Here is a 25,395-nt window from a genome sequence, read left to right on the forward strand (position 1 = left end):
AGCAGGAAGCGCTGTATGGCCTCCCTGATTTCGATGATGCGCAGCGGCTGGATCAGCCGGTCAGTCAGGTGGCCTTTACCTTCGGCCTGCTCAGCCTGGCGCTGGCCTCATCGTTGGCGGGCAAGTTGCAGGAGCGTTTCGGCGTATGCCGGGTGACGCAGGGGGCCGGGATTGCGCTGGGGCGGTTTTTTTTGCTGACGGACCATGTCAACAGCCTGGTGATACTGTATCTGTGCGTCGTGGCGAAAATATGGGGGACAGGTGGCGCTGGGGGGCTGTCGGATAACGTGTCCCATATCCGGGGCATTTCGTCGGCGTAGGTTGTCACACTGCCGGGGATGGCTCTGCTGCTGTTCGTTCCGTTGGGTGAATCCCTGTTCTATCTGACCGTGGCCTGCATCGCCGTTGCCTCTGCGTGCCGGAGAGCGCCAACAGCGCGGCCTTTCGGCTGCGCTGTTGGTTGACGATGTTGCCCGGTTACGCGGCCAGCAGGCTGCGAACAAAGTCGATAATCGCCGCATCCTGCCCCTGTTCAAACAGGCACTGCTGGAAACGCGCGCCGCTGACGGCGGTTTTGACCAGATCGCGATCGAGAGCGTTCAGGGTATCCAGATAGTTGTCCTTGATCACTGCCGCTTTTACCCGGTTGAGGATCGCCGCGTTGCGTACCTGCGGTTCGCGGCGCTCCTGCGGGTAGCCCTGGCCGCGCTCGCCGGCGAAGGCCTTTTCAAAGATATAGCGCAGGTTCAGCTCGGCGCCCCAACCAAAGCCCTTGGCGAACGGCAGCGACAGGGCGTTGCCGTTATTGATCTGGGCGAACAGGAAGGCGTCGGCCGGATCGATGCAGTAGCCGCAGACGACGCCGGGGTGCGCGTTAAGGGAGAGCAGGGCGCCCTGACCGGTGCCGCAGCCGGTGACCACAAAGTCAACCGCGCGGGCATTGAGCAGGATGCTGGCCATGATCCCCAGGTGAATATAGGTCAGATGGTGATCCTGCTCGTCGCACATGCCGACGTTATAGACCCGGTGCCCGCCGTCCTGTGCCACGGCGTTGAGTTCGTTCAGCACCGCCGCATTCTTGGCGGCCTGGCTGTTTTCCATCATGAGTGCAATTTTCACAACATATCCTTACATCGTAACCCAAGGGAAGGGCGGGAATTGTCGTCGCAGGCGTGGCCCGCAGCGCGAATCCGTCCGCGAATCTCTGGCTAGTTTACTGATGCCGGTCTACCAATTCAATTAATTTGAAATGATGTTTTATTATTTATGGCGATGCACCGATTGCGCAGCTGGATCTCGGGCGGAAAAAAGTGCCGACGGACGGGGGCCACCGTAAAGGGCATAGGAGGCTTTAGCGGTGTCCGTCCGTCGGCATCAGGGCCTGTCAGCCGATGTCACGCCGGAGAGATGAGCCGCGCCAGGCAAGGCCTGCGCCGCGGTTCGGGAGACGGCGTGATGACGCAGCGACGGCACGCCGCGTCAGAAAGGGTGGATAAATAGTGAGGGGGAATCTCTCCCTTTCCCCCGGCGCCGCTGCGGCGCCTCCTACGCGCAGCCGTCTTCAGGCAGGAAAATGCAGAAGGTTACTGCGGGGCACCGTGGCGCCCCGCACAAAAGACGCTACTGCCTGAGCACTTTCACCGTATAGCGCCCGTCGGCCTGACGATAGGCGCCGTGGATGTCGGTTTCGAAGCCCGGATAGTGGGCGCCGATTTCGCACAGCATCTGCAGAAACTCCAGCACCGGACGGCTTTCTTCGGTCAGCATTTCACCCGGCATTACCAGCGGAACTCCCGGCGGGTACGGCAGGATCATGTTGGCGTTGACCTTGCCGATCATCTCGTCGAGGTAGACCTCTTCGGCCTGGCCGCGCAGCTCCTGTTGGAAGGCGTTGTGCGGGTTCATCACCATGGTCGGCAGAACTTCGAAGGCACGGTACATCAGATCCGGCAGGTTGTGATGCTGGATCAGCGCGTGGATGCCCTGGGCCAGTTCCTGGATACGCATGTTTTCATAGAACTCCGGATCTTCACGGTACAGTGAGGGCAGCATGTTCTTAACGCGCAGGTTCAGGTCATAGGCACGTTTGAAGTCAGTCAGACCACGCAGCAGACTCATGGCCTTGGTCTTGTCGATACCGATGCTGAACAGGAACAGCAGGTTGTACGGACCGGTCTTCTCAACGATGATGCCATGCTCATCCAGGTATTTGGCCACGATGGAGGCCGGGATACCGGTGTCTGCCATGGTGCCATCTTCCTTCATCCCCGGGGTCAGCAGGGTGACCTTGACCGGGTCGAGGTACATGTGGTTGTCATCGATGCCCTTGAAGCCGTGCCAGGACGCTTGCGGATCCAGTTTCCAGCAGGCGACCTGGTCAATATTATCCGGCTGCCAGACGTCGAAGAACCAGCTGTCGGATTCGCTGCGCAGGCGCTTGATCTCCTTACGGAAGCGGATGGCCCGCGCGATAGAGTCATCGATCAGGCGTTTACCGGCGTGGCCCTTCATCATCGCCGCCGCGGTTTCGATGGAGGCCACGATGCCGTAGTGCGGTGAGGTGGAGGTGTGCATCATGTAGGCTTCGTTGAAGGTTTCCTGGTTGAAGTCGCCTTTCACGTGGATCATGGACGCCTGCGAGAAGGCCGCCAGCAGTTTGTGGGTGGACTGGGTTTCGTAGATAACCTTGCCTTCTACACGACCACCGCTCATGCCACACAGGCCTTTATAGATCGGGCTGAAGTTGGTGTAGGGCACCCAGGCGGAGTCAAAGTGGATGGATTTTACATCCAGGGTTTTCTTGATGTACTCCGCGTTGTAGAACAGGCCGTCATAGGTGGAGTTGGTCACCACGGCGTGTACCGGCCAGGTGGCGTTTGGGGTATCCTTCACCCGTTTGGCGATGGTGTCGTGGGTGAACTCGCTCTGCGGAATGCCGCCCAGAATACCGTAGGCGTTGCGGGTCGGCCGCAGGTAGATCGGGATAACGTCGCTCATCATCATCAGGTGGGTGAGCGACTTGTGACAGTTGCGGTCGATCAGGATGGTGCTGCCGGCCGGGGCGGAGTACATGCCGACGATCTTGTTGGCGGTGGAGGTGCCGTTGGTCACCATGTAGCTGCGATCGGCGTTGAAGGTACGGGCGATATACTCTTCCGCCTCTTTGTGCGGGCCTGAGTGGTCCAGCAGGGAGCCCAGCTCGGAGACGGAAATGGAGATGTCGGACTTCATGGTGTTGGCGCCAAAGAAGTCATAGAACAGGCTGCCAACCGGGCTTTTCTGGAATGCGGTACCGCCCATGTGGCCCGGGGTACAGAAGGTGTATTTCCCCTCTTTGACATAGTTGAACAGCGCCTTGGTCAGCGGCGGCATAATGGCATCGATATAGCCATCGGTTCCCTGGCGGATCTTGTCGGCGATGTCGGCAGCGCCGCCCAGCGTATACTCAAAGAACTGAATATTCATGCGCAGGTCGCCCAGGCTGACATCCAGCGTGGAGTGGGTGTTGGTGAAGGCATACAGCGGCAGCATCTCGTTCAGCGCCGTGATGTGCTGGCACAGATCCAGACTGTAGGTGTCCCAGTCGAAGACCACCCCGGCCAGCTGGGCGTTATTGCGTACCAGATCCAGCAGATCGTCTACCGAGGTGCTTTCGATGATGTTAAAACCCCGATTGCGCAGCTGGGCGTACAGCTCCTCCAGCGGGATGCGCTTGAAGGTCGGCGAGGGGTTACACAGGAACAGAATGTCTTTCATTTCACGTTCTCCGGGTTAAACATGTTGAATTTTGTCTTTCGGGCAGGTGTTGTTGTCCCGCACGAACAGGCCATAGCAACTCCAGCCGGCAAAGGTCACCAGTGACCCCATCAGCATGGCCTCTGAGCCGGATGAGTAGAGGGCGTAGAAGCTGTAAACAGTACCGATGATGGCGGTGAGTAGGATTACCACATGGGTCTTGTTGGCCATCTTGTACAGGCGGTGCATCGGGATCAGCGCTGCCATGGAGAGGATGTAGGGGATCAGGTTGGTGACCACCGCCAGGTTAACCAGGGAGTTGAACTGATTGTTCAGCGATGGGCTGATGGTCATCAGCGACAGGATGGTTTGCGCTATCCCCAGAATGATCATCCCGGCGATCGGTGCATCCTTGGCGGTGACCTTGGCGAAGATCTGCGGGAAGTAGCCGATATCGGAAGAGGACTTAAACACCTGGGCTACGGTGAATTGCCAGCCCAGCAGGGAGCCGATACAGGCGACGACCATCAGGGCCATGATGATCTTACCGACCGTTGGGTCGAACATATAGGAGAAGGCCAGGCCGAACGGCGCGGTCGAATTGGCCAGATCCATGTTGGGCACAAAGCCGGCCATCACGTTGGTGGACAGGATATACACGATGGCGCAGATCAGGGTGCCGCCGAAGACGGCGACCGGGATATTTTTTTCCGGGTTTTCCACGGCATCGGAGTTGGCGCAGGCAGACTCCAGCCCCAGGAAGGCCCACAGGGTCATGGCGATGGAGGCGCCCAGACCGGATGAGAAGGAGAGATGATGCGGGTTCCAGGCCTGGATGTACATATTCGGGCTAAACCAGAACCAGCCGAGAATGGAGATGCCGACCACCGGAATGATCACTCCCCAGACGGTGATGGAGCCGATGCTGCCGGTGATGCGTGCCCCGCCAAAATTGGCTACGGTGGTGAGCCAGATGACGGCGATGGTGGCGATACAGGTCATGATCGGCGATGGGTGCCAGTCGAACAGCACGGCGCCGTAGCCGACGGCGGAGATGGCGATGGCGATATTGGCGATCACCAGGCTGATGGCGTAGGTGAAGTTGGCCATAAAGTTACCGGACTTGCCGAAGGCGTACTCCGCGTAGCCGCCCATCCCGCCGGACTTGCGGCTGAACATCCCGCACTTGGAAAAACCGTAGGCCAGACACAGGCTGCCGAAGGCGGTGACCAGCCAGGAGAGTATCGACATGGTCCCCACGGAGGCCAGCTTGGTCGGCAGCATAATGATGCCGGACCCCATCATGTTCACCGCCGTCAGTATGGTTAACTGCACGACGCCCATCTTATTGCCACTAGACGTACTCATAGTTTCTCTCTCTCAAAATGCGGGGATCCGGGCAGGAGCAACCCAGGAGCCGCGGCCCCCCGCCAACCTTGTTTTATTGGTAATGTCGATATAAAGGCTGTTACTGCTTGATCATGTAGCCATAGGCGCGCTTGCGGCCATCCTCATCCTGTTGGATGTAGACCCCCTGCAGCTCCGGCGCGAAGCCCGGCAGCAGGTTGATGCCCTCTTCCAGCGCCAGGAAGTAGCGCTGCACCGAGCCGCCCCAGACCTCCCCCGGTACCACGCACAGCACCCCCGGTGGGTACGGCAGTGCGCCCTCCGCCGCGATGCGGCCTTCGGCCTGCGCCAGGGAGACCAGCTCGACGTTGCCGCGTACGAACGCGATGTTGGCCTGCTGCGGATTCATCGCCACCCGCGGGAAGTGCGCCTTGCGGAACATCTCCTTCTGCAGCTGCTTCACGTCGTGGCTGACGTACAGGTCGTGCATCTCCTGGCACAGCTGACGCAGGGTGTAGCCGCGGTAGCGTGCCTCGTTGGCGCGGTAGAGGGACGGCAGCACCTCAGCCAGCGGGGCGTCCTGCTCCAGCAGACGCTCGAAGCGGGCGATCTGGGCCACCAGATGCTGCATCTTGGCCATGTCCTCCGCCGGGGTAAGCAGGAACAGGATCGAGTTCAGGTCGCATTTCTCCGGCACGATGCCGTTTTCGCGCAGGAAGTTGGCCAGAATGGTCGCGGGCACCCCAAAGGCCTGGTATTCGCCGCTCTTGGCATCGATACCCGGGGTGGTCAGCATCAGCTTGCACGGGTCGACAAAGTACTGGTGCTCGGCATAGCCCTCAAAGGCGTGCCAGCGCTCACCGGGGATAAAGTTAAAGAAGCGCAGGTCGTTGGCCATCTCTTCGGTGTCGCAGGCACCCCATGGGCGGCCGTCCACGGTCTCCGGGACGAAGGGGCGGATGTGCTGGCAGGTCTGCAGCAGCAGCTTGCGGGTTTCAATGCCCACCCGGACGCACTCCATCCACATGCGCTTGCCGCTGTCGCCGGCGTGCATGCGGGCATTGACGTCCAGGGCGGCGAACAGCGGGTAGAACGGGCTGGTGGAGGCATGCATCATAAAGGCGTTGTTCAGGCGCTTGTGGTTAACATAGCGCGCCTGCCCCTTGATATGACGATCCTTTTTGTGGATCTGCGAGGTCTGTGAGAAGCCGGCCTGCTGTTTGTGCACCGACTGGGTCACCAGGATCCCCGGATCGTTCTCGTTCAGCTCCAGCAGCAGCGGCGAGCACTCTTTCATCATCGGGATGAACTGCTCATAGCCAACCCAGGCGGAGTCGAACAGGATGTAGTCACACAGGTGACCTATCTTATCCACCACCTGGCGGGCGTTGTAGATGGTGCCGTCATAGGTGCCGAGCTGGATAACCGCCAGGCGGAACGGCCGTTGTTCCCCGGTGCGCGCCGGGGCGATCTCACGCACCAGGTCACGCAGGTATTTCTCTTCAAAGCAGTGTGCGTCGATGCCCCCGATGAAACCGAACGGGTTACGCGCGGTTTCCAGGTAGACCGGCGTAGCACCGGCCTGAATCAATGCGCCGTGGTGGTTGGATTTATGGTTATTACGGTCGAAGAGGACCAGATCACCGGGCGCCAGCAGTGCGTTGAGCACCACTTTATTGGAAGAGGAGGTGCCGTTGAGCACAAAGTAGGTCTTGTCGGCGTTGAACACCTTGGCCGCGTGCTGCTGGGCGGCGCAGGGGGCGCCTTCGTGGATCAGCAGGTCACCCATGGAGACGTCGGCGTTGCACAGATCGGCGCGGAACAGGGCCTCGCCAAAGTAGTCGAAGAACTGACGGCCTGTGGGGTGGCGGCGGAAGAACTGGCCACCCTGATGCCCCGGGCAGTCAAAGGCGGCGTTGCCCTGCCGGATGTAGGTCTGCAGGCTGCCGAAAAACGGCGGCAGCAGCTCGGCCTCATATTTCTGTGCCGCACTTTCCAGCTGTTTTCCATAAAAATCCTGATTGCCGTCGCCGCAGGTAAAGACGCCGGTCAGGCGCGGCAGATACTCGGCCGGCAGAGACTGGTCGCCCGCCTCGGCGACAAAGACAGGCAGGCCAAAGGCGCTCTGCTCGACCTTATCCAGCACGCCGCCCAGCGCATCCTGTACCGACAGCACCACGGCGGCAACGTCGGTAAGATCGCTGTTTCCGGGAGCGACAAGGTTACGCTGGGTATTAATACACTGCATCACGCTGTCGCTGATCGCTATTTTTAATGTTTCCATTTTGTTGGTCTCATTGCATTATTTAAGACAAACCTATCCCACGGAATTTAATTTAATCAAATTGAATTCTCTGGTAAGTATTTTTTATGGCAGCAGCAGAGCTGCAGTAATATGTCTTAACGACACTACTGTCAAATGGGTATACGGCTGCCTGATGGCCTGAGCCATCGTCGCGATATGGGTCGGTTACGGATTGTCAGCGATAACGCAGCACCCTGCCAAACGCCGACCAAATATGGTCCGGTGTAGATTACAGGTATGGCTGGGTTAACTGTGTGACGATCCGTGCGGGACGGATATCGGGAGGGAGAGTTATTGAGCGTTGAACTTGTGGAAATCGAAGCAGCTGCGGTGAGCCACCATCATAATATGGGTCACACGTCGAATGTGCGGCCAGTTTTTATTATTGTTTTCCATTCTTCAACTCTCTTGCTATCAGGAAATATATCAAACTGAGTTCACCACAGTGTGAATTGCCGAACTCCTTATCGGTCTATGTTTGGCAATGTGTGCCTGACATATCCCTATTTAAAAACAGATTTAGTGTAAGTTTGTGGCGTCTGGATACTGTGATATTTATCACTATTAGTAAAATTAATCCTCCAGTGATTTTTTATCGCGCTGCTTACTGGCGCGTCATTGTATAGACGTTACCGGTTGCGTTAATTTGGCTGGTTGAGGTGTAAGAGATATGAGTAAATTAAATGATTTTGTCTTGCGCCAGTCTTTGTTACTCACCAGCGTCTATTCCATAAATTAATTATTATCATTAGTGACATTTATTTATTGATATTATCGCCGTGCGTCATTTACATGCGGTGAAGGATTATGCACATCGAATGCGCTATCGGGGGGAACGTAAAGAGAACCCCCGGCGGCGTCTGACGCTATTGATGGCGGAGAACTGTTTGTTGCCAGAGGGAAAAAGCGCCGTCAAAAAGAGAGATAAAGGGTTCAGGAAATATCGTAAAAAGACATATCAATAGGTTTTATATTGTTTTTCGGGAAAAACTGGCTACACTTTTTTCACAATATTATCTGACGGCGTACGCTACTGTAGAGGGAAGGGCGATCGTTATTTTCGCGTTCGCGTCGCACGCGATCCGATGGCTTGCCTCGCTGGGGGGACGTCGCTGGCCGATCAAACGCGCCCGGCACACCCGCCGGTGCTGCAAGGAGAAGAGACGTGCGTTATGAATAACGAGGATACCTTTTACCAAGCCATGCGCCGTCAGGGCGTGACCCGGCGGAGTTTTCTCAAGTATTGCAGTCTGGCTGCCACGTCGCTGGGGCTGGGTGCCGGGATGGCGCCAAAGATAGCCTGGGCGCTGGAGAATAAACCGCGTATTCCGGTCGTCTGGATCCACGGCCTGGAGTGTACCTGCTGTACCGAATCCTTTATCCGCTCCTCACACCCGCTGGCCAAGGATGTGATCCTCTCGCTCATCTCCCTCGATTATGACGATACCCTGATGGCGGCCGCCGGAACGCAGGCCGAGGCGGTATTTGAGGACATCATCACCCGCTACCACGGCAAGTACATTCTGGCGGTGGAGGGGAATCCGCCGCTGGGTGAGCAGGGGATGTTCTGTATCAGCAGCGGTCGTCCGTTTATTGAAAAATTGAAAAAAGCCGCCGCCGGTGCCAGCGCCATCATCGCCTGGGGGACCTGTGCCTCCTGGGGCTGCGTGCAGGCCGCCCGTCCCAATCCGACCCAGGCCACCCCCATCGACAAGGTGATCACCGACAAGCCGATCATCAAGGTGCCCGGCTGTCCGCCGATCCCGGACGTGATGAGCGCCATCATTACCTATATGGTGACCTTTGACCGTCTGCCGGACGTTGACCGCATGGGGCGTCCGCTGATGTTCTACGGTCAGCGTATCCACGACAAGTGTTACCGCCGCGCCCACTTCGACGCCGGTGAGTTCGTCCAGAGCTGGGATGACGATGCCGCCCGTAAGGGGTACTGCCTGTACAAGATGGGCTGTAAGGGGCCAACCACCTATAACGCCTGCTCTTCCACCCGCTGGAACGACGGCGTCTCTTTCCCGATCCAGTCCGGCCACGGCTGTCTGGGCTGCTCAGAGAATGGCTTCTGGGATCGCGGCTCGTTCTACAGCCGGGTGGTCGATATTCCGCAGATGGGGACCCACTCCACCGCCGATACCGTCGGCCTGACGGCGCTGGGCGTGGTTGCCGCGGGGGTCGGGGTACATGCGGTGGCCAGCGCTGTCAATCAGCGCAAACGCCACAACCAGCAGCTGACACAGGCAGAACAACAACAGCCGGGCAATGAGGATAAACAGGCATGAGTTACCAGTATCAAACCCAAGGATATACCTTAAGCGATGCCGGCCGTCGCCTGGTGGTGGACCCGATTACGCGCATTGAAGGTCACATGCGCTGCGAAGTGAACATCAACGACCAGAACATCATTACCAACGCCGTCTCCTGCGGCACCATGTTCCGCGGACTGGAGATCATTCTGCAGGGGCGTGACCCGCGCGACGCCTGGGCGTTCGTGGAGCGTATCTGTGGGGTATGCACCGGGGTGCACGCCCTGGCCTCGGTGTACGCCATCGAGGATGCCATCGGCATCAAGGTGCCGGACAACGCCAATATCATCCGTAACATCATGTTGGCCACCCTGTGGTGCCACGACCATCTGGTGCACTTTTATCAGCTGGCGGGGATGGACTGGATCGACGTGCTGGATGCCCTGAAGGCCGATCCGCGCGCCACCTCGCAGCTGGCGCAGAGTCTCTCCTCCTGGCCGATGTCGTCGCCTGGCTACTTCTTTGACGTGCAAAACCGCCTGAAAAAGTTCGTGGAGGGCGGCCAGCTGGGGATCTTCCGCAACGGCTACTGGGGGCACCCGCAGTACAAGCTGTCGCCGGAGGCCAATCTGATGGGCTTTGCCCACTATCTGGAGGCCCTCGACTTCCAGCGGGAGATCGTCAAGATCCATACGGTGTTCGGCGGTAAGAACCCGCACCCGAACTGGATCGTCGGCGGCATGCCCTGTGCCATCAACATCGATCAGAGCGGCGCGGTCGGCGCGGTCAACATGGAGCGTCTCAACCTGGTGCAGTCGATCATTACCCGCACCGCCGACTTTATCAACAACGTGATGATCCCCGATGCGCTGGCCATCGGCCTGTTTAACAAGCCGTGGAGCCAGATCGGCACCGGTCTGTCCGACAAGTGCGTGCTGAGCTATGGCGCCTTCCCGGACATCGCCAACGACTTCAGCCAGAAGAGTCTGCTGATGCCGGGCGGTGCGGTGATCAACGGTGACTTCGCCAACGTGCTGCCGGTGGATCTGGCCGATCCGCAGCAGGTGCAGGAGTTCGTCGACCACTCCTGGTATCGCTACCCCAACGGGCAGCAGGGGCGTCATCCGTTCGATGGCATCACCGACCCTTGGTACAACCCGGGCAACGTGAAGGGCAGCGCCACCGATATCCAGCAGCTGGACGAGCAGGCGCAGTACTCCTGGATCAAGGCGCCGCGCTGGCGCGGTCATCCGATGGAGGTCGGCCCGCTGGCCCGTACCCTGATCGCCTATCACAAGGGCGATGCGGCGACCATCGAGTCGGTGGATCGCATGATGTCATCGCTCAAGCTGCCGCTCTCTGGCATTCAGTCTACCCTGGGCCGTATTCTGTGCCGCGCCCACGAGGCGCAGTGGGCCGCCGGTAAGCTGCAGTACTTCTTCGACAAGCTGATGACCAACCTGAAGAACGGCAATCTGGCGACGGCCAATACCGAGAAGTGGGAACCGGCCACCTGGCCGCAGCACTGCCGCGGTATCGGCTTTACCGAGGCGCCGCGCGGTGCGCTGGGCCACTGGGCATCGATCCGCGATCAGAAGATCGATCTCTATCAGTGCGTGGTACCGACCACTTGGAACGCCAGTCCGCGCGATCCCAAGGGACAGATCGGGGCCTATGAGGCGGCGCTGATGGGGACCCAGATGGCGATCCCCGATCAGCCGCTGGAGATCCTGCGCACCCTGCACAGTTTCGACCCCTGCCTGGCCTGTTCAACCCACGTGCTCGGCGATGACGGCAGCGAATTGATCTCCGTCCAGGTACGCTAAGCACTAAGGAGAAGAACGATGAGTGAAAAGACATCCCCGCACGCCGAGGAGGCGCGTGATGATGCCGTCAGCCACTATGTGTTCGAGGCGCCGGTGCGCCTGTGGCACTGGCTGACGGTGGGCTGCATGCTGGTGCTGATGGTGACCGGGTACTTCATTGGCCGGCCACTGCCGTCGGTCAGCGGCGAGGCCACCTATCTGTTCTACATGGGCTATATCCGTCTGGTTCATTTCAGCGCAGGGATGCTGTTCACCGTGCTGTTGCTGATGCGCATCTATTGGGCCTGCGTCGGCAACCGCTACTCGCGCGAGCTGTTCGTGGTGCCAGCGTGGCGCCGCAGCTGGTGGCAGGGCGTGTTGTATGAGATCCGCTGGTATCTGTTTCTGGAGAAGCGTCCGAGCGGTGACATTGGCCATAACCCCATCGCCCAGGCGGCGATGTTTGGCTATTTCCTGATGTCGGTATTCATGATCCTCACCGGGTTCGCGCTGTTCAGCGAGCACAGCCAGTACGCCATCTTCGCCCCGTTCCACTATGTGATCGAGTTCTTCTACTGGACCGGCGGCAACTCCATCGATATCCACAGCTGGCACCGCCTGGGGATGTGGCTGATCGGGGCGTTTATCATTGGGCATGTGTATATGGCCATCCGCGAAGATATCATGTCTGACGACACGGTTATCTCTACCATGATCAATGGATTCCGCAGCCATAAGTTCCCGAAGCGCAAACGCGACAAGGAGGCGTCATGAGTGAGCAGCGCGTGGTGGTGATGGGGCTGGGCAACCTGCTGTGGGCCGATGAGGGCTTCGGCGTACGGGTGGCCGAACGGCTGTATGCCCATTACCATTGGCCGGATCAGGTGGAGATCGTCGACGGCGGCACCCAGGGGCTGAATCTGCTGGGCTATATTGAAAGCGCCAGCCACCTGCTGATCCTGGATGCCATCGACTACGGTCTGGCGCCGGGTACCCTGCGCACCTACGCCGGAGAGATGGTGCCGGCCTACCTCAGCGCCAAGAAGATGAGCCTGCACCAGAGCAGCTTTTCCGAGGTGCTGGCCCTGGCAGAGATTCGTGGCCATATGCCGTCCCGCGTGGCGCTGGTGGGGCTACAGCCCGCGCGGCTGGATGAGTATGGCGGCAGCCTGACCGGGGTGGCGCGGGCCCAGCTGCCCGCGGCGGAGCAGGCGGCACTGGCGCAGCTGGCCGACTGGGGGATCGTCCCGCAGCCGAGCGAGGAGCGCCGCTGCCTGAACTACGAATGTCTGTCGATGGAGAACTATGAGGGCGTCCGCATTCGCCAGTATCGGATGACGCTGGAGGGACAGGAGGAGTGTTGAACGACAATCCGTTTTCCGCGCTGTGGCAGCGCATGCTGGCGCGCGGCTGGCAGCCGGTAGAGGCGCATTCGCTGGACGGCTGGCTGGCGCAGGCGCCGGACGGCGTGGTGCTGCTGAGCTGCGATCCGCGCCGTACGCCGGAGGTCAGCGACAACCCGGTGATGATCGCCGAGCTGCTGCGTGAGTTCCCCCAGGTTGACTGGCACATCGCGATGGCCGATCTGGAACAGAGCGAAGCCATCGGCGATCGCTTTGGCGTGCGCCGCTTTCCGGCAACGCTGGTGTTTATCGGCGGCGAACTGCGCGGCGTGCTCAGCGGGATCCACCCGTGGGCCGATCTGATCGCCCTGATGCGCCCGCTGGTTGAATCCGTCCTTCCGCAGGAGTCCTGATCGATGAGCGAGACCTTTTTCCATCTGTTGGGGCCGGGCACGCAGCCCGATGACGACAGTTTTAGCATGAACCCGCTGCCGATCACCTGCGGGGTCAACGGCGATCCGAGCATGGCGGCGCTGGAGCACTGCGCTCACAGTCCGGCGGTGATGGCGCTGCTGACGCGGCTGCTGGTTCAGCTGGAACAGGGGATTCCCCCCCTGGGCGAGGTGATCGGCTGGGATCTGTCGGCGCTGGATGACGAGGATATGACCTTTCTCAACGCCCTGCTGGGCGAAGGGGAGGTCTCGGTGCGTATTCAGCATCCGGACGGCAGCGAAAGCGAGATCCAAGAGGCGATCTTCTGTGGCCTGTGGCGGGTTCGCCGTCTGCAGGGGGGCTGCGTGCTGGAGGATCGGCTGGAGGCGGGCTGTGCGCCGCTGCCGCTGTGGCAGGCGGCCAGCGCCGATACGCTGCCGGATGATTCGCTGCTGCCGCCGCCCATCGAGGGGCTGATGAACGGGCTGCCGCTGGCCCATGAGCTGCTGATGCATGTGCGCGATCCGGCGACCCAACCCCACAGCATCAACCTGACTCAGTTGCCGCTGAGCGAGGCCGATCGTCTGTTTTTAGCGCGCCTGTGCGGGACGGGCTGCATTCAGATCCGCACTTTTGGCTACGGTGAGAGCCGTATCGACGCGACGGGGCTGCGCCATGTCTGGCATGTACGCTGTCTGGATACCCTGAAGGGGACGCTGCTCGACAGCTATGAGGTGTGTACCTTGCCGGAGCTGGTGCTGGCGGCGCCGGAGGATCTGAGCGACTCGGCCCAGCGTCTGGGCGATGTCTGTCGTTGGCTGGAAGAGGTGGCCCATGTTTGAGCGCGGCTATGCCCAGGCGATCGCGGATGATGCCCGGCTGGAGTGCAACCTGTGCTGGTGGGTGTACGATCCGGCGCAGGGGGACAGAGTGGGGCAAATTCCGCCCGGGATTCCCTTCAGCGCACTGCCGTCGCACTGGCGCTGTCCGCAGTGCGATGCGGATAAATTACACTTCCTGTTATTGGGCTGACTGTTTTTCGCGCGTCAGCCCGCCTCATTTTGCGCCGCCGTCAGGCGGCGCAGTCATCTGATTAATACATACATAAATAGGGTTTTCAGGTCTTTATGTAGCACGATTGGCCTATATATGGGGGCCGGGTCTGCGGCGGTACGCGCAGCGATCTACTATTGGGCGGTATCCCGTAAAAGTATGGGTGTGTCGTCAGTGGCCATGGCGGCTTTGGGCTGCGCAAACGGCGGGGGAGTCTCCCCGTTGACAGGGCGTACGTCCGGGCATGCGTTGGCGCGGCGATCCGGCCTGGTCCATATTCCCCACCTTATCGCCTACAGGAGTCCGCATGTGGGATGTTATTGACTTATCGCGATGGCAGTTTGCGCTGACCGCGATGTATCACTTCTTGTTCGTTCCCCTTACCCTGGGGCTGATTTTTTTGCTGGCCGTCATGGAAACCATCTACGTGGTGACCGGCAAAGCGATCTACCGCGATATGACGCGTTTCTGGGGTAAGCTGTTCGGGATCAACTTTGCTCTGGGCGTGGCGACTGGCCTGACCATGGAGTTTCAGTTCGGTACCAACTGGTCATTCTACTCCAACTACGTGGGCGATATTTTCGGCGCGCCACTGGCGATGGAGGCGCTGATGGCCTTCTTCCTCGAGTCCACCTTTGTCGGCCTGTTCTTTTTTGGCTGGCAGCGGCTGAATAAGTATCAGCATCTGCTGGTGACCTGGCTGGTGGCCTTCGGTTCCAATATCTCCGCCCTGTGGATCCTGAACGCCAACGGCTGGATGCAGTTTCCGACCGGGGCCCACTTTAATATCGACACCCTGCGCATGGAGATGACCAGCTTCAGTGAGCTGGTGTTTAATCCGATAAGCCAGGTGAAGTTTGTCCATACCGTGATGTCCGGCTATGTGGCCGGGGCGATGTTCATCATGTCCATCAGCGCCTGGTATCTACTGCGCGGCCGCGAGCGTGACGTGGCATTACGCTCCTTTGCCATCGGTTCGGTATTCGGCACCCTGGCGATTCTGGGGACGCTACAGCTGGGCGACAGCTCCGCCTATGAGGTGGCCAGGGTTCAGCCGGTGAAGCTGGCGGCGATGGAAGGGGAGTGGCAGACCGAACCCGCGCCTGCGCCGTTCCACCTGGTGGCCTGGCCGGAGCAAGAGCAGGAGCGTAACGCCTTCGCCATCAAGGTACCGGCTCTACTCGGCCTGTTGGCGACCCACTCGCTGGATACGCCGGTGCCGGGGCTGAAGAATCTGATGGCCGACGCCCTGCCGCGTCTGCAGCGCGGGCGCGAGGCCTGGCTGCTGATGAATACCCTCTCGCAGGGCAACCGCTCGCCGCAGGTGCTGAGCGCGTTCCGCGCCGTCGAAAGCGATCTGGGCTACGGCATGCTGCTGAAGCAGTATGCGCCGGATATGAACAATGTGACGCCGGCGCAGTATCAGGCGGCGCAGCGCGGCCTGATCCCGCAGGTGGCGCCGGTGTTCTGGAGCTTCCGTATCATGGTGGGCTGCGGCTCGCTGCTGCTGCTGGTGATGCTGATTGCGCTGATTCAGACGCTGCGGGTGCGCATCGATCAGCACCGCTGGGTGCTGCGTATGGTGTTCTATAGCCTGCCGCTGCCGTGGATTGCCATCGAGGCCGGCTGGTTTATGACGGAGTTTGGCCGTCAGCCCTGGGCAATTCAGGATATCCTGCCGACCTATTCCGCTCACTCGGCCCTGACGGTAGGCCAGCTGGCCTTCTCGATGGGGCTGATCCTGGGGCTTTACACCCTGTTCTTAATCGCCGAGGTCTATCTGATGCAGAAGTACGCGCGTCTTGGACCGAGCGCGATGCAGAGTGAACAACCGGCGCAGCAGGGGTAAAGGAGACTGTTATGTTTGATTATGAAACGCTGCGGTTTATTTGGTGGCTATTGATCGGCGTGATCCTGGTGGCCTTTATGGTGACCGATGGATTTGACATGGGGGTCGGTTGCCTGCTGCCGCTGGTGGCGCGCAGCGACGATGAGCGGCGCGTGCTGATCAACAGCGTCGGCGCCCACTGGGAGGGCAACCAGGTGTGGTTGATCCTGGCCGGCGGCGCGCTGTTCGCCGCCTGGCCGCGGGTCTATGCCGCCGCCTTTTCCGGCTTCTATGTGGCGATGATCCTGGTGCTGTGCGCCCTGTTCTTTCGTCCGCTGGCCTTTGACTACCGGGGCAAGATCGCCGACGCGCGCTGGCGCACCCTGTGGGACACCGGGCTGGTGATCGGCAGTCTGGTGCCGCCGCTGGTGTTTGGCGTGGCGTTCGGCAACCTGATCCAGGGCGTTCCCTTTGCCTTCACCCCACAGCTGCGCGTGGAGTACTTTGGCACCTTCTGGCAGTTGCTGTCGCCCTTTGCCCTGCTGTGCGGGCTGCTCAGTCTGTGTATGGTGATCATGCAGGGCGGCGTCTGGCTACAGCTGAAGACCGATGGCGTGATCCGTCAGCGGGCCCGCTCGGCGACCAACCGCAGCGCGCTGCTGGTAGTGCTCTGCTTCCTGCTGGCCGGCTACTGGCTGTGGGTCGGTATCGATGGCTATGTGCTGCTCAGCCAGGATCCCAATGGCCCCTCCAATCCGTTGATGAAGGCGGTGGCGGTGTTGCCCGGCGCCTGGATGAGTAACTTTATTCATTGGCCGCTGCTGCTGATCTTCCCGCTGCTCGGCGTGCTGTGTCCGCTGCTGACCCTGTTCGCCAGCGCCCGCGGCCGTGGGGGGTGGGGATTTCTGCTGGCCTCGCTGGCACAGGCCGGAGTGGTGTTTACCGCCGGGGTGACGCTGTTCCCATTTGTGATGCCCTCCAGTATTAACCCGGTCTCCAGCCTGACGCTGTGGGACAGCACCTCCAGTCAGATGACGTTGAGTATCATGCTGGTGATCGTGCTGATCTTCCTGCCGATCGTGCTGCTCTATACCCTGTGGAGCTACTATAAGATGCTGGGGCGGATTAACCCGGAGACTATCCGCCGTCATGATCATGAACTGTACTGAGGAGAGGGTGCGATGTGGTATTTACTGTGGTTTGTCGGCATTTTGCTGATGTGTTCGCTGTCTACCCTGATCCTGGTATGGCTTGAGCCGAGGCTGAAATAGCCTGAGTTAACCTGGGGGCGGGCCGATGTCGCTGCCCCCGTCGTCCTCTCACCGGCGTCGTCTGACGCCACTTTTATTCCTGCCGATAATATAATCATCATAACCACCAGATATTATTAACGAGTGATAAAATGTCCGCTTGTTAATTATTATCGAGTGACGTAATGCGTAATAAGCCCCTATCCCGGGTCTACCGCACGCTCAATCATGAAATTCACTATATGATGAGCTTTATCGGTGGCTGCCTGGAAATTGTCAGTTTTATGTATTTATACAAGGCCTTAATCGGCTATATGACCTCTAATATGATCTTCGGCATTGCGGCGCTGGCCAATGGGGGGATGGACTTTGAATCGGTCTACCATATCTCCATTATACTGATCTGGATGGTACTGGCGGCGCTGCATCAGCTGATCGTTAACCGCTATCACTCCCGCCTGCACAGCCCGTGGCACGGCTATGCCATTGCCATGAGCATCAACTGCCTGCTGCTGTTGGTATTTATGCTGCTGGGCGCGGCGATGAGCCGCTATGGGTTGCTGGGGGACAAACCGACGCCGATGGTGATGCCGCTGGTAACCATCGGGCTGATTTTTATGTATATCCAAAACTTTGTGATTAAGCACGGTGGGACCCGTCAGCCGACGGCGACCTCGGTGGTGACCACGGTGTATGTGCTGATGATGAGCCGATTGTTCAGTGTGTTCGATCGCCACCGTAATCGGCGCGAGCGGGTGTGCCTGTACCATGAGGGCCTGCATTACCTGATGGTGATCGCGCACTTCTTTGTCGGGGCGCTGGTGACCGCGCTGCTGAGCCGGCATATCGGTTTCTACAGTCTGGGCTTGGCGCTGCTGGTGCTGGTGCTGTTTACCCTGCGTATCTGGGGGGTACATGGCCGCCATCGGACGGCGCTGGTCCAGAGCGTGTCCCGTAACGGGTCGTGAGCGTCGGCGCCACGCGCAGTGACGGGAGACGTCCTGGTCTGATCGCGGTAAAAACGGCAGCCGCCCGTGCCTCAGCGCTCCGCTGCCAGAGGACGGCTGGCGCTGCCCATGGCGATCAGCGCCTTGCGGATCAGGTGGTGGACCGGATCCTGCGACGAGCGCTCGTGCCACATCAGATGATACGGGAAGTGGATGGCCATGCCGGGAATGGTGACCGCCCGGTACTCTCCGCTTTCGAGCAGTGTTTCGCCGATGCTGCGCAGCGTTATCAGCAGGGTATCATGGTCCACCAGCTCATCCAGCCAGCGGCGGAAGTTGTTGGTCAGGGTCATGGTGATATTCAGCAGTCCCTCATCCAGGCGGTTGGCCTGCAGGAAGCTGTCCTGCAGGTAGGGGCTGATATTGTAGAGAATCAGCGGCGTGCAGAGCAGCTGCTCGCGGGTCATGGTCAGCACCTGCGTCGGTTGTTGGCCGATGGCATGGACGCGGCGCAGGAACATGAATTCGGAGGAGCCGAGCGTCTTCAGGTGAATACCGCTGGGGCAGGCGTGGGGAAAGTGGCGTACGGCGACGTCCACGTTACCCTGCTTCAGGCTTTGCACGATGTCTTCTGCGGTGGTGGCGCTGGGCGGCCGGAAGTTGATCACCAGGTTGGGGTACAGGGTGCGCACGTTGCCGATCAGGGCGGAGACCTCCTGGATATTGAACCAGTGGGGCAGGCAGATGTTATAGCGGTGTTTCACCCCACAGCGCAGCTGGTCGATCATCGACTGGCTGGCGTACAGTGTATTGCGCACGATGGTGCACAGGGTCTCGCCGACCGGAGTCAGGGTAAATAGATTATTGCACTTGGTGTACAGCGGATCGTTGAACTCTTTGCGCAGCTCCATCAGCAGCTTGCTCATGGAGGGCTGGCTGATGCCCAGACACTCGGCAGCCCGGCCGACGCTCTGCTCTTCATTTAGCGCAGTCAGGGCGATCAGGGCGGCGTAATGGGTGTCATACATGGACTTCAGGAAATTATCGTGCGACATGGCGTCACCTGTTGCGGTGTCGTGTTCACCGGTAGCGATCATAGACAGGCCGACCGCGCGGCGGCCGACCGTAGAAAATAGGGGCGGGGTTAGCGGGCGACCCGTACGCCGCCGCTGACGCCGTGGGGACTAAACAGCACCTGCCACAGCTGGATATCCCGGGCGCGGAAGGCGCCGGCACAGGCACAGAGATAGTAACGGAACATACGGTAAAAACGCTCGCCGTAACGATCCTTCAGCTGTGGCCAAGCGGCGCGAAAGCGGGCCTCCCATGCCATCAGCGTCTTATCGTAATCGCTCCCCAAATTGTGCCAGTCTTCCATGACCATCATCCCCTCGCTGCCGCAGGCGATATCGCGTATGGAGGGCAGGCGTCCATTAGGGAAAATATAGCGGTTAATCCAGGGATCGACACCGTGATCGGAGATATTACTGCCGATGGTGTGCAGCAGAAAACGTCCTTCAGGGCGTAGGCAGCGTTTGACCGTATTGAAGTAGGCGGCGTAGTTTTTGGGTCCGACGTGCTCAAACATGCCGACGGAGACGATGCGCTCAAATGGCTCATCCAGATCGCGGTAGTCCATCAGATGCAGGGTGACCGGCAGACCGGCGCAGCGCTGGCGGGCCAGCTCTAACTGCTCCTGCGAGATGGTGATCCCGGTGACTTCCACGCCGTAGTTACGGGCCATGTACGCCGCCAGTCCCCCCCAGCCGCAGCCGATGTCGAGCACCCGCTGACCCGGCTGCAGATCGAGCTTGCGGCAGATCAGATCCAGCTTGGCCTCCTGGGCCTGATCCAGCGTTTTGGCCTCTTTCCAGTAGGCGCAGGAGTATTGCATGTGGGGATCGAGTATGGCCTCAAACAGATCGTTGCCCAGATCGTAGTGCTCGCGGGCGACCTGACCAGCGCGTCGGCGCGACTGCAGGTTAAACAGACGGGTGCTGATGGCATAGATCAGATCGTTAAGGTTAGCGGGCAGCGTCTTGTCCAGACCGTGGCGTAGGGCGCGGTCAAAAAACATGTCCAGACGTTCGCAGTCCCACCAGCCGTCCATATAGCTCTCACCCAGCCCCAGGGAGCCGCCTTTCAGCACGGTGGAGAACAGCTGCGGGTTATGGATCTGCAGGTCATAGGGCTGCTGCCCCTCAAGGCCTATGCCAGCCTGCTGCAGTAATGGCTGCAAAATATGGTAGCTGCGGGACTGATCCTCTATTTCATTGACAACGGTATTCATATTTATTCCTGCGGTGAATTTTTTTGCATAATATCCACCGTTTGTTATCGATAACAAAGCATATAAAAATTCTCAATTAGAATAAATCAATGGAATAAAAACATTCTATCGGAAATATTCCAACCTAATATCCGGATTGATATGCTATTTAACAATAGATTCATTTGTTTTTCGGTCAGTGACTTTATCGTGTCCCGGGATCGTTTATCTTTTTTGCATGCGTCAAGGGGACAGGGCGCGCGGTCTGCGTTTACCCACGCGATGATCCGGAGCGCCTGCGATGAGGATATGCGATCGCATCATGCCGACCGATCCCAATGGCCGCTTTATGCTCAAGGCCACGCCCGGCATTAGAGAGCGCCACATTGCGGTACAAATGTTATCTCTATCACTAATTTATGCCGCAATTAATATGCTTTTCTATTTTTTGAGCGCGGTAGCAAAATATTTTCCCAGCGTGGTGATAGGATCAAATCATAATAAATTAAAAATGTTTTTATCCCATCTTATCCCGGCGTCTATATGTGAGGAAAATAACATGAATCTCAAGCTGCAGCTGAAGGTATTGTCGTTTCTGCAGTTCTACCTGTGGGGGAGCTGGCTGACGACGCTCGGCTCCTACATGTTTGTCACCCTGAAGTTTGACGGTGCGGCCATTGGTGCAGTTTATAGCTCGCTGGGGATTGCGGCGCTGTTTATGCCGACCCTGTTGGGGATCGTGGCGGATAAATGGGTCAGTGCCAAGTGGGTGTATGCCGCCTGTCATCTGGTGGGGGCGCTGACCCTGTTCCTGGCGGCTCAGGTGACGACACCGAGTGCCATGTTCGTGGTTATCTTGTTGAACTCCTTAGCCTATATGCCGACTCTTGGGCTGGTGAATACCATCTCATATTATCGGCTGCAGAATGCGGGTATGGATATCGTCAGAGATTTTCCACCGATCCGTATCTGGGGTACCATCGGGTTTATTTTGGCCATGTGGGCGGTTAGCTTCTCCGGCTTTGAGCTGAGCTATATGCAGCTGTATATCGGCGCCGTGGCCTCACTGCTGCTGGGCCTGTTCGCCATGACCCTGCCCACGATTCCGGTGACTAAAAGTCAGGAAAAACAGGGTTGGGTGGAGATGCTGGGCCTGAACGCCTTTAGTCTGTTCAAGATTCCACGTATGGCGATCTTCTTTATTTTCGCCATGCTGTTGGGCGCCGAGCTGCAAATTACCAATATGTTCGGTAACCCATTCCTGCACAGCTTCGATCAGAACCCGCTGTTCAGCGGCAGCTTTATCGTCGAGCACGCCTCGGTGCTGCTGTCGGTGTCGCAGATTTCTGAGACGGTATTTATCCTGACCATCCCTTTCTTCCTCGGGCGCTATGGTATCAAGAATGTGATGCTGATGAGTATGGTGGCCTGGATGCTGCGCTTCGGCCTGTTTGCCTACGGCGATCCATCACCGTTTGGCACCGTGCTGCTGGTGCTGTCAATGATCGTGTACGGCTGCGCCTTTGATTTCTTTAACATCTCTGGCTCGGTCTTTGTCGATCAGGAGGTCAAACCAGCTATCCGTGCCAGCGCGCAGGGCATGTTCCTGATGATGACCAACGGATTCGGCTGTATCCTGGGCGGTATCGTCAGCGGTAAGGTGGTTGAGTATTATACCCATAGCGGTGTGACCGACTGGCCGACCGTATGGCTGATCTTCGCCGGTTACTCGCTGCTGCTGGCCGTGATCTTCCTGTTCCTGTTCCGTTACCGCTATGTCCGTCCGCAGGGGCAGAACACCGCCGTATGTCAGGAGGCCTGATCCTTGCTGATAGGCTGGGCCGCACCAGGGTGCGGCCCATTTTTTTCCCCTATGGTGATATCACAATGCCCCGCCCACACGTTCCTGTAAATCCGTTGTCTGTCGTGAGCCCGTGCGTTGGGCTAGCCTTTTTCACTGCCGGATCTCACGTACGCAGGGGGAACGCATGACGATTGTACCGTTGGATAAAGCCATGATGCGCCGCTGGATCGCGCTGCGCGCCCAGCTGGCGCCGTTGACGCCGCTGAGCCGCCACTGGCTTGAGGGCTGCGCGCTGCTGGATGCCGCCCCCTATGCCGCCCTGCTGGCGTTGGACGCTGCAGGTGAGACGCAGGGGGTTGTGAAGATAGCGATCCAGCCGGAGGTGTTACAGCACAGTGCGCCTGCCCGGCTGCGACTGTGCTGTCTGTTCGTCTCACCCGCCCGGCGGCGGCCTGGGGACGGCAGCGCGGGTGTTCTGAGATGGTGACGGCGGTGGCGCCGGAGGATACCGCGCTGCAGCGTATGCTGGCTGCGCTGGGGCTGACCGAGCGGACGCGGCAGGTGACCTACCGTCTACCGTTGTGAGATGAGCCGCGCGACGGGGCGGCGCGCCGCAGAGGGGCGTCCCGGCTGGCGGGACGCGGACAGGGCGATTATACGGTGGCCGGTGCCAGCGGGCGGGAGCCGTGGCGGCGTGCGCTGTTGATCCAGGTCACGGAGCCCATCACGGCGATCGCGGTCAGCAGGATGTACTCCAGCGACATGGCGTAGACCCCCTGGATGGCGTAAATCACCACGCTGATGATGTCGATCACCACCCACAGCAGCCAGTTCTCAACGTATTTGCGGGTCATCAGCACCATGGCGGCGATGGAGAGCACCAGCATGGCGGAGTCCCACAGCGGGAAGGCGTCCGGCTGCAGATCCGGCATCACGGCGGCCACGCCCATCCCCTGCAGCAGGTCGATGGCGACGCGGGTAAGGAGGGCGAACACCGGATCGATAAAGCGGGTCATCAGGGCAATGGCGACCAGACAGACCAGGGTCAGGGTCAGCGCTTTGCCACGCGACAGCCAACGCACCTTGAGAGCTGCCTCGTTATCGCCGTTCTGCCGGCTCCAGGCGTACCAGCCGTACAGATTGGCGGCGAAAAAGAACACCTGTAGCAGCAGGCTGGCGTACAGCTGGATTTGGAAAAAGATGGCGGCAAACAGGGTGACGTTGATCAGCCCAAACAGGTAGTTGATGATCTTCTCTTTGCTGGCAAACCAGATACACAGCAGGCCAAACAGCGTGCCGATGGCTTCGATCCATGACAGGGCATATCCGCCTTCGCCGAGGGGAATGTTTGCCATTACGTTGTTAATGCTGAAAAAATCCATGTTCAGTTCCCTTTGTTATGATCCTGTCGGATGGCGTTGAGGGCCAGCTCGATCTCCCTGGCTTCGCCACGCTGGCTGTGCGCTTCCTGCTGCTGGTAGTCGTTGATGCCCTGCGCCAGCCCACCGTTGTGGGTGACCACCACGTTGAGTACCGAGGCGGTGCGCAGGCCGCGCAGCGCACCGACCACCATCAGCGGCGCGGTTTCCATATCGGCGGCCAGAATACCGCGCGCCGACCATTCGGCGTCCAGCTCGGCCTCCCGGTCGGTATAAAAGCTGTCGTGGCTGCGCACATAGCCACAGTGCGCCGGGAACGCCAGGCGCCCGGCCTCTGTGCGCAGCAGGTGCACCAGGCCGTTGTCGGCGCAGGCGGGGTAACCGGCGGGTGCATAGGCGTGGCTGGTTCCCTCATCGCGCACCGCGCCGCTGGCGATCACCAGATCGCCCATCGCCATGTGATCCTGCAGGGCGCCGCAGCTGCCGATACGGATCAGGGTGGTGATGCCGATGCGGTGCAGCTCCTCCACGGCGATGGCGGTCGATGCGCCGCCGATGCCGGTTGATACGGCCAGGAGTTCGATGCCGTGGAACCAGCCGCGCAGCGCACGGAATTCACGGTTCTGCCCCAGCGGTTCGACCTTCTCCAGAAAGCGGGCGACGTGCTCTACGCGCTGCGGATCGCCGGGCAGCAGCGCATAGCGTGCCTGGGTCATGGCACGGCTCAGGCGAATGTGTGGTTGTCGTTCCATCAGACTCCTCGTGATCCTGTGTTACAGGCCGGCCTCCCCCCGCAGACGCTCTGCGTCGAGCAGGGTGATGTATTCCCCGTCGACCGCGATGATATGTTGCGCCTTCAGGGTGAACAGAATACGGTTAATGCTGCGCACGGCGGCGGCAAACTCGTGGCTGAGCTGCGGTTTGTCCAGTGCGATGCGCTCGCTCTCCTGCTGCGCAAAGCGGTGCCACAGCGCCAGCGATACCCGCTGTTGCAGGGTATACAGACTGTCGGCACCGGCCTTGGCGGACAGGTGATAATACTGCTGGCTGCAGGTACGCAGTATGCGTTGATTAAAATGGTTATCCAGCGCCAGCCAACGGTGGAAGTCATCGCGGGTGAGCTCCAGTAGACGCGTCTCGCGGGTGGCTTCGACCGAGCAAATATAGGGGCGCTGTTCAAATATTTCCAGCTCCCCCAGGATGTCTCCCTGGTGGTAGCGAGCCTGCTGATAACGGCGTCCGTCGTCAGCTTCAAAAAAGATATCGGCTTCTCCCTGCAATATCAGTCGGAAATGCTGGCAGATATCGCCCTGCCGGCAGATCAGCCCGTTCTGAGCGACCGTTCGCGCGGACCAGCGGCGCATGATGCTCAGCGGACAGTGCTTTACCCAATCGTATAGAGCGGCATTGGCGGTGACCTGCGCGATGATGGCCTGCCACGCTTCGCCGTGCATACTGCAGTTGGCTTTGAACACTATAGATATTCCTTCAGTTACGGGACAGGACGGGTGTCCGGTGCGGCAGCGGCGGGGGCGGAAAAACTGCCGACGGGCTCTGATATTACACACCCGGCCGGGACAAATGTCCCGACCGGGTGTGTCGCGGTGAGATATGTGACGGCAATCTCGTCTGGATATGCC

At 59.4% G+C, this 25,395-nt stretch carries 23 protein-coding genes and 1 pseudogene; 14 read left to right on the forward strand and 10 right to left on the reverse strand.

Going from position 1 to position 25,395, the window contains the following annotated elements:
* Nucleotides 1-38 precede the first annotated feature (38 nt).
* Nucleotides 39-278, forward strand: a pseudogene (locus tag EIEH_RS17555) (oxalate/formate antiport family MFS transporter); the annotation flags it as partial.
* A gap of 199 nt (nt 279-477) precedes the next feature.
* Here the strand turns inward: EIEH_RS17555 and EIEH_RS07555 are convergent.
* From EIEH_RS07555 to speFL, 5 genes are all read right to left on the reverse strand, one after another.
* Nucleotides 478-1,119, reverse strand: coding sequence for an RpiB/LacA/LacB family sugar-phosphate isomerase (locus EIEH_RS07555; RefSeq protein ID WP_015872624.1), 642 nt, complete (start codon nt 1,117-1,119; stop codon nt 478-480).
* Nucleotides 1,120-1,620: 501 nt separating this feature from the next.
* Nucleotides 1,621-3,756 carry a lysine decarboxylase CadA gene (locus EIEH_RS07560; protein ID WP_015872623.1) on the reverse strand — a complete coding sequence of 712 codons (2,136 nt, stop codon included), beginning with the start codon at nt 3,754-3,756 and terminating at the stop codon, nt 1,621-1,623.
* A 15-nt stretch (nt 3,757-3,771) separates the two neighbouring features.
* On the reverse strand, nt 3,772-5,103 hold the full coding sequence (potE, locus tag EIEH_RS07565) for a putrescine-ornithine antiporter (RefSeq protein ID WP_035609163.1): 1,332 nt from the start codon (nt 5,101-5,103) through the stop codon (nt 3,772-3,774).
* A gap of 100 nt (nt 5,104-5,203) precedes the next feature.
* Nucleotides 5,204-7,366, reverse strand: coding sequence for an ornithine decarboxylase SpeF (gene speF, locus EIEH_RS07570; RefSeq protein ID WP_015872621.1), 2,163 nt, complete (start codon nt 7,364-7,366; stop codon nt 5,204-5,206).
* A 312-nt stretch (nt 7,367-7,678) separates the two neighbouring features.
* Nucleotides 7,679-7,783 carry a leader peptide SpeFL gene (gene speFL / locus EIEH_RS18910; protein WP_107775221.1) on the reverse strand — a complete coding sequence of 35 codons (105 nt, stop codon included), beginning with the start codon at nt 7,781-7,783 and terminating at the stop codon, nt 7,679-7,681.
* A 776-nt stretch (nt 7,784-8,559) separates the two neighbouring features.
* Here speFL and hyaA point away from each other — a divergent pair.
* The 11 genes from hyaA (at nt 8,560) to EIEH_RS07620 (ending at nt 18,324) form a co-directional block, all read left to right on the forward strand.
* Nucleotides 8,560-9,681, forward strand: coding sequence for a hydrogenase 1 small subunit (hyaA, locus tag EIEH_RS07575; RefSeq protein ID WP_015872619.1), 1,122 nt, complete (start codon nt 8,560-8,562; stop codon nt 9,679-9,681).
* Nucleotides 9,678-11,471 carry a Ni/Fe-hydrogenase large subunit gene (gene hyaB / locus EIEH_RS07580; RefSeq protein ID WP_015872618.1) on the forward strand — a complete coding sequence of 598 codons (1,794 nt, stop codon included), beginning with the start codon at nt 9,678-9,680 and terminating at the stop codon, nt 11,469-11,471. Before hyaA ends, hyaB begins: the two co-directional genes overlap by 4 nt.
* Before the next feature lie 18 nt (nt 11,472-11,489).
* A complete protein-coding gene (gene hyaC / locus EIEH_RS07585; protein ID WP_015872617.1) occupies nt 11,490-12,224 on the forward strand; it encodes a Ni/Fe-hydrogenase b-type cytochrome subunit in 735 nt (244 codons plus the stop codon).
* Complete coding sequence (gene hyaD, locus EIEH_RS07590) at nt 12,221-12,814, forward strand: hydrogenase 1 maturation protease (protein ID WP_015872616.1); 594 nt, start codon at nt 12,221-12,223, stop codon at nt 12,812-12,814. The genes hyaC and hyaD overlap by 4 nt, the downstream gene beginning before the upstream one ends.
* Nucleotides 12,808-13,206, forward strand: a complete 399-nt coding sequence (gene hyaE, locus EIEH_RS07595; protein WP_015872615.1) for a hydrogenase-1 operon protein HyaE — start codon at nt 12,808-12,810, stop codon at nt 13,204-13,206. The genes hyaD and hyaE overlap by 7 nt, the downstream gene beginning before the upstream one ends.
* 3 nt (nt 13,207-13,209) lie before the next feature.
* The gene (locus EIEH_RS07600; protein WP_015872614.1) at nt 13,210-14,067 is read left to right on the forward strand and encodes a hydrogenase expression/formation protein; all 858 of its coding nucleotides are present in this window, start codon (nt 13,210-13,212) and stop codon (nt 14,065-14,067) included.
* Nucleotides 14,060-14,257 (forward strand): rubredoxin, encoded by a 198-nt coding sequence (locus EIEH_RS07605; protein WP_015872613.1) that lies wholly within the window; start codon nt 14,060-14,062, stop codon nt 14,255-14,257. The genes EIEH_RS07600 and EIEH_RS07605 overlap by 8 nt, the downstream gene beginning before the upstream one ends.
* 328 nt (nt 14,258-14,585) lie before the next feature.
* Complete coding sequence (gene appC, locus EIEH_RS07610; RefSeq protein WP_015872612.1) at nt 14,586-16,127, forward strand: cytochrome bd-II oxidase subunit 1; 1,542 nt, start codon at nt 14,586-14,588, stop codon at nt 16,125-16,127.
* Between the two features lie 11 nt (nt 16,128-16,138).
* On the forward strand, nt 16,139-17,275 hold the full coding sequence (gene appB / locus EIEH_RS07615) for a cytochrome d ubiquinol oxidase subunit II (RefSeq protein ID WP_015872611.1): 1,137 nt from the start codon (nt 16,139-16,141) through the stop codon (nt 17,273-17,275).
* A 12-nt stretch (nt 17,276-17,287) separates the two neighbouring features.
* Complete coding sequence (gene cbdX, locus EIEH_RS17560; protein WP_015462307.1) at nt 17,288-17,377, forward strand: cytochrome bd-II oxidase subunit CbdX; 90 nt, start codon at nt 17,288-17,290, stop codon at nt 17,375-17,377.
* Nucleotides 17,378-17,541: 164 nt separating this feature from the next.
* Nucleotides 17,542-18,324: a YoaK family protein gene (locus EIEH_RS07620; protein WP_015872610.1), complete on the forward strand. Its 783-nt coding sequence runs from the start codon at nt 17,542-17,544 to the stop codon at nt 18,322-18,324.
* Between the two features lie 71 nt (nt 18,325-18,395).
* On the opposite strand, the gene EIEH_RS07625 is transcribed toward EIEH_RS07620, so the two are convergent.
* Nucleotides 18,396-19,358: a LysR family transcriptional regulator gene (locus EIEH_RS07625; RefSeq protein ID WP_035609166.1), complete on the reverse strand. Its 963-nt coding sequence runs from the start codon at nt 19,356-19,358 to the stop codon at nt 18,396-18,398.
* Nucleotides 19,359-19,447: 89 nt separating this feature from the next.
* The gene (cfa, locus tag EIEH_RS07630) at nt 19,448-20,593 is read right to left on the reverse strand and encodes a cyclopropane fatty acyl phospholipid synthase (protein WP_015872608.1); all 1,146 of its coding nucleotides are present in this window, start codon (nt 20,591-20,593) and stop codon (nt 19,448-19,450) included.
* A gap of 538 nt (nt 20,594-21,131) precedes the next feature.
* On the opposite strand from cfa, the gene EIEH_RS07635 reads away from it, so the two are divergent.
* Nucleotides 21,132-22,394 carry a nucleoside permease gene (locus EIEH_RS07635; protein WP_015872607.1) on the forward strand — a complete coding sequence of 421 codons (1,263 nt, stop codon included), beginning with the start codon at nt 21,132-21,134 and terminating at the stop codon, nt 22,392-22,394.
* Between the two features lie 166 nt (nt 22,395-22,560).
* Complete coding sequence (locus EIEH_RS07640; protein WP_226092358.1) at nt 22,561-22,863, forward strand: hypothetical protein; 303 nt, start codon at nt 22,561-22,563, stop codon at nt 22,861-22,863.
* 166 nt (nt 22,864-23,029) lie between these two features.
* Here EIEH_RS07640 and pnuC read toward each other — a convergent pair whose 3' ends face one another.
* From pnuC to EIEH_RS07655, 3 genes are read right to left on the reverse strand one after another with little or no spacing between them, the layout of a single operon-like run.
* Nucleotides 23,030-23,758, reverse strand: coding sequence for a nicotinamide riboside transporter PnuC (pnuC, locus tag EIEH_RS07645; protein ID WP_015872605.1), 729 nt, complete (start codon nt 23,756-23,758; stop codon nt 23,030-23,032).
* Between the two features lie 2 nt (nt 23,759-23,760).
* Entirely contained in the window at nt 23,761-24,507 is a 747-nt protein-coding gene (locus EIEH_RS07650; RefSeq protein WP_015872604.1) for a nucleoside phosphorylase, read from the reverse strand.
* A 21-nt stretch (nt 24,508-24,528) separates the two neighbouring features.
* Nucleotides 24,529-25,230 carry a Crp/Fnr family transcriptional regulator gene (locus EIEH_RS07655; RefSeq protein ID WP_015872603.1) on the reverse strand — a complete coding sequence of 234 codons (702 nt, stop codon included), beginning with the start codon at nt 25,228-25,230 and terminating at the stop codon, nt 24,529-24,531.
* Between the last annotated feature and the right edge of the window lie 165 nt (nt 25,231-25,395).

The organism is Edwardsiella ictaluri ATCC 33202, assembly GCF_000264785.1.
Classification (GTDB): domain Bacteria; phylum Pseudomonadota; class Gammaproteobacteria; order Enterobacterales; family Enterobacteriaceae; genus Edwardsiella; species Edwardsiella ictaluri.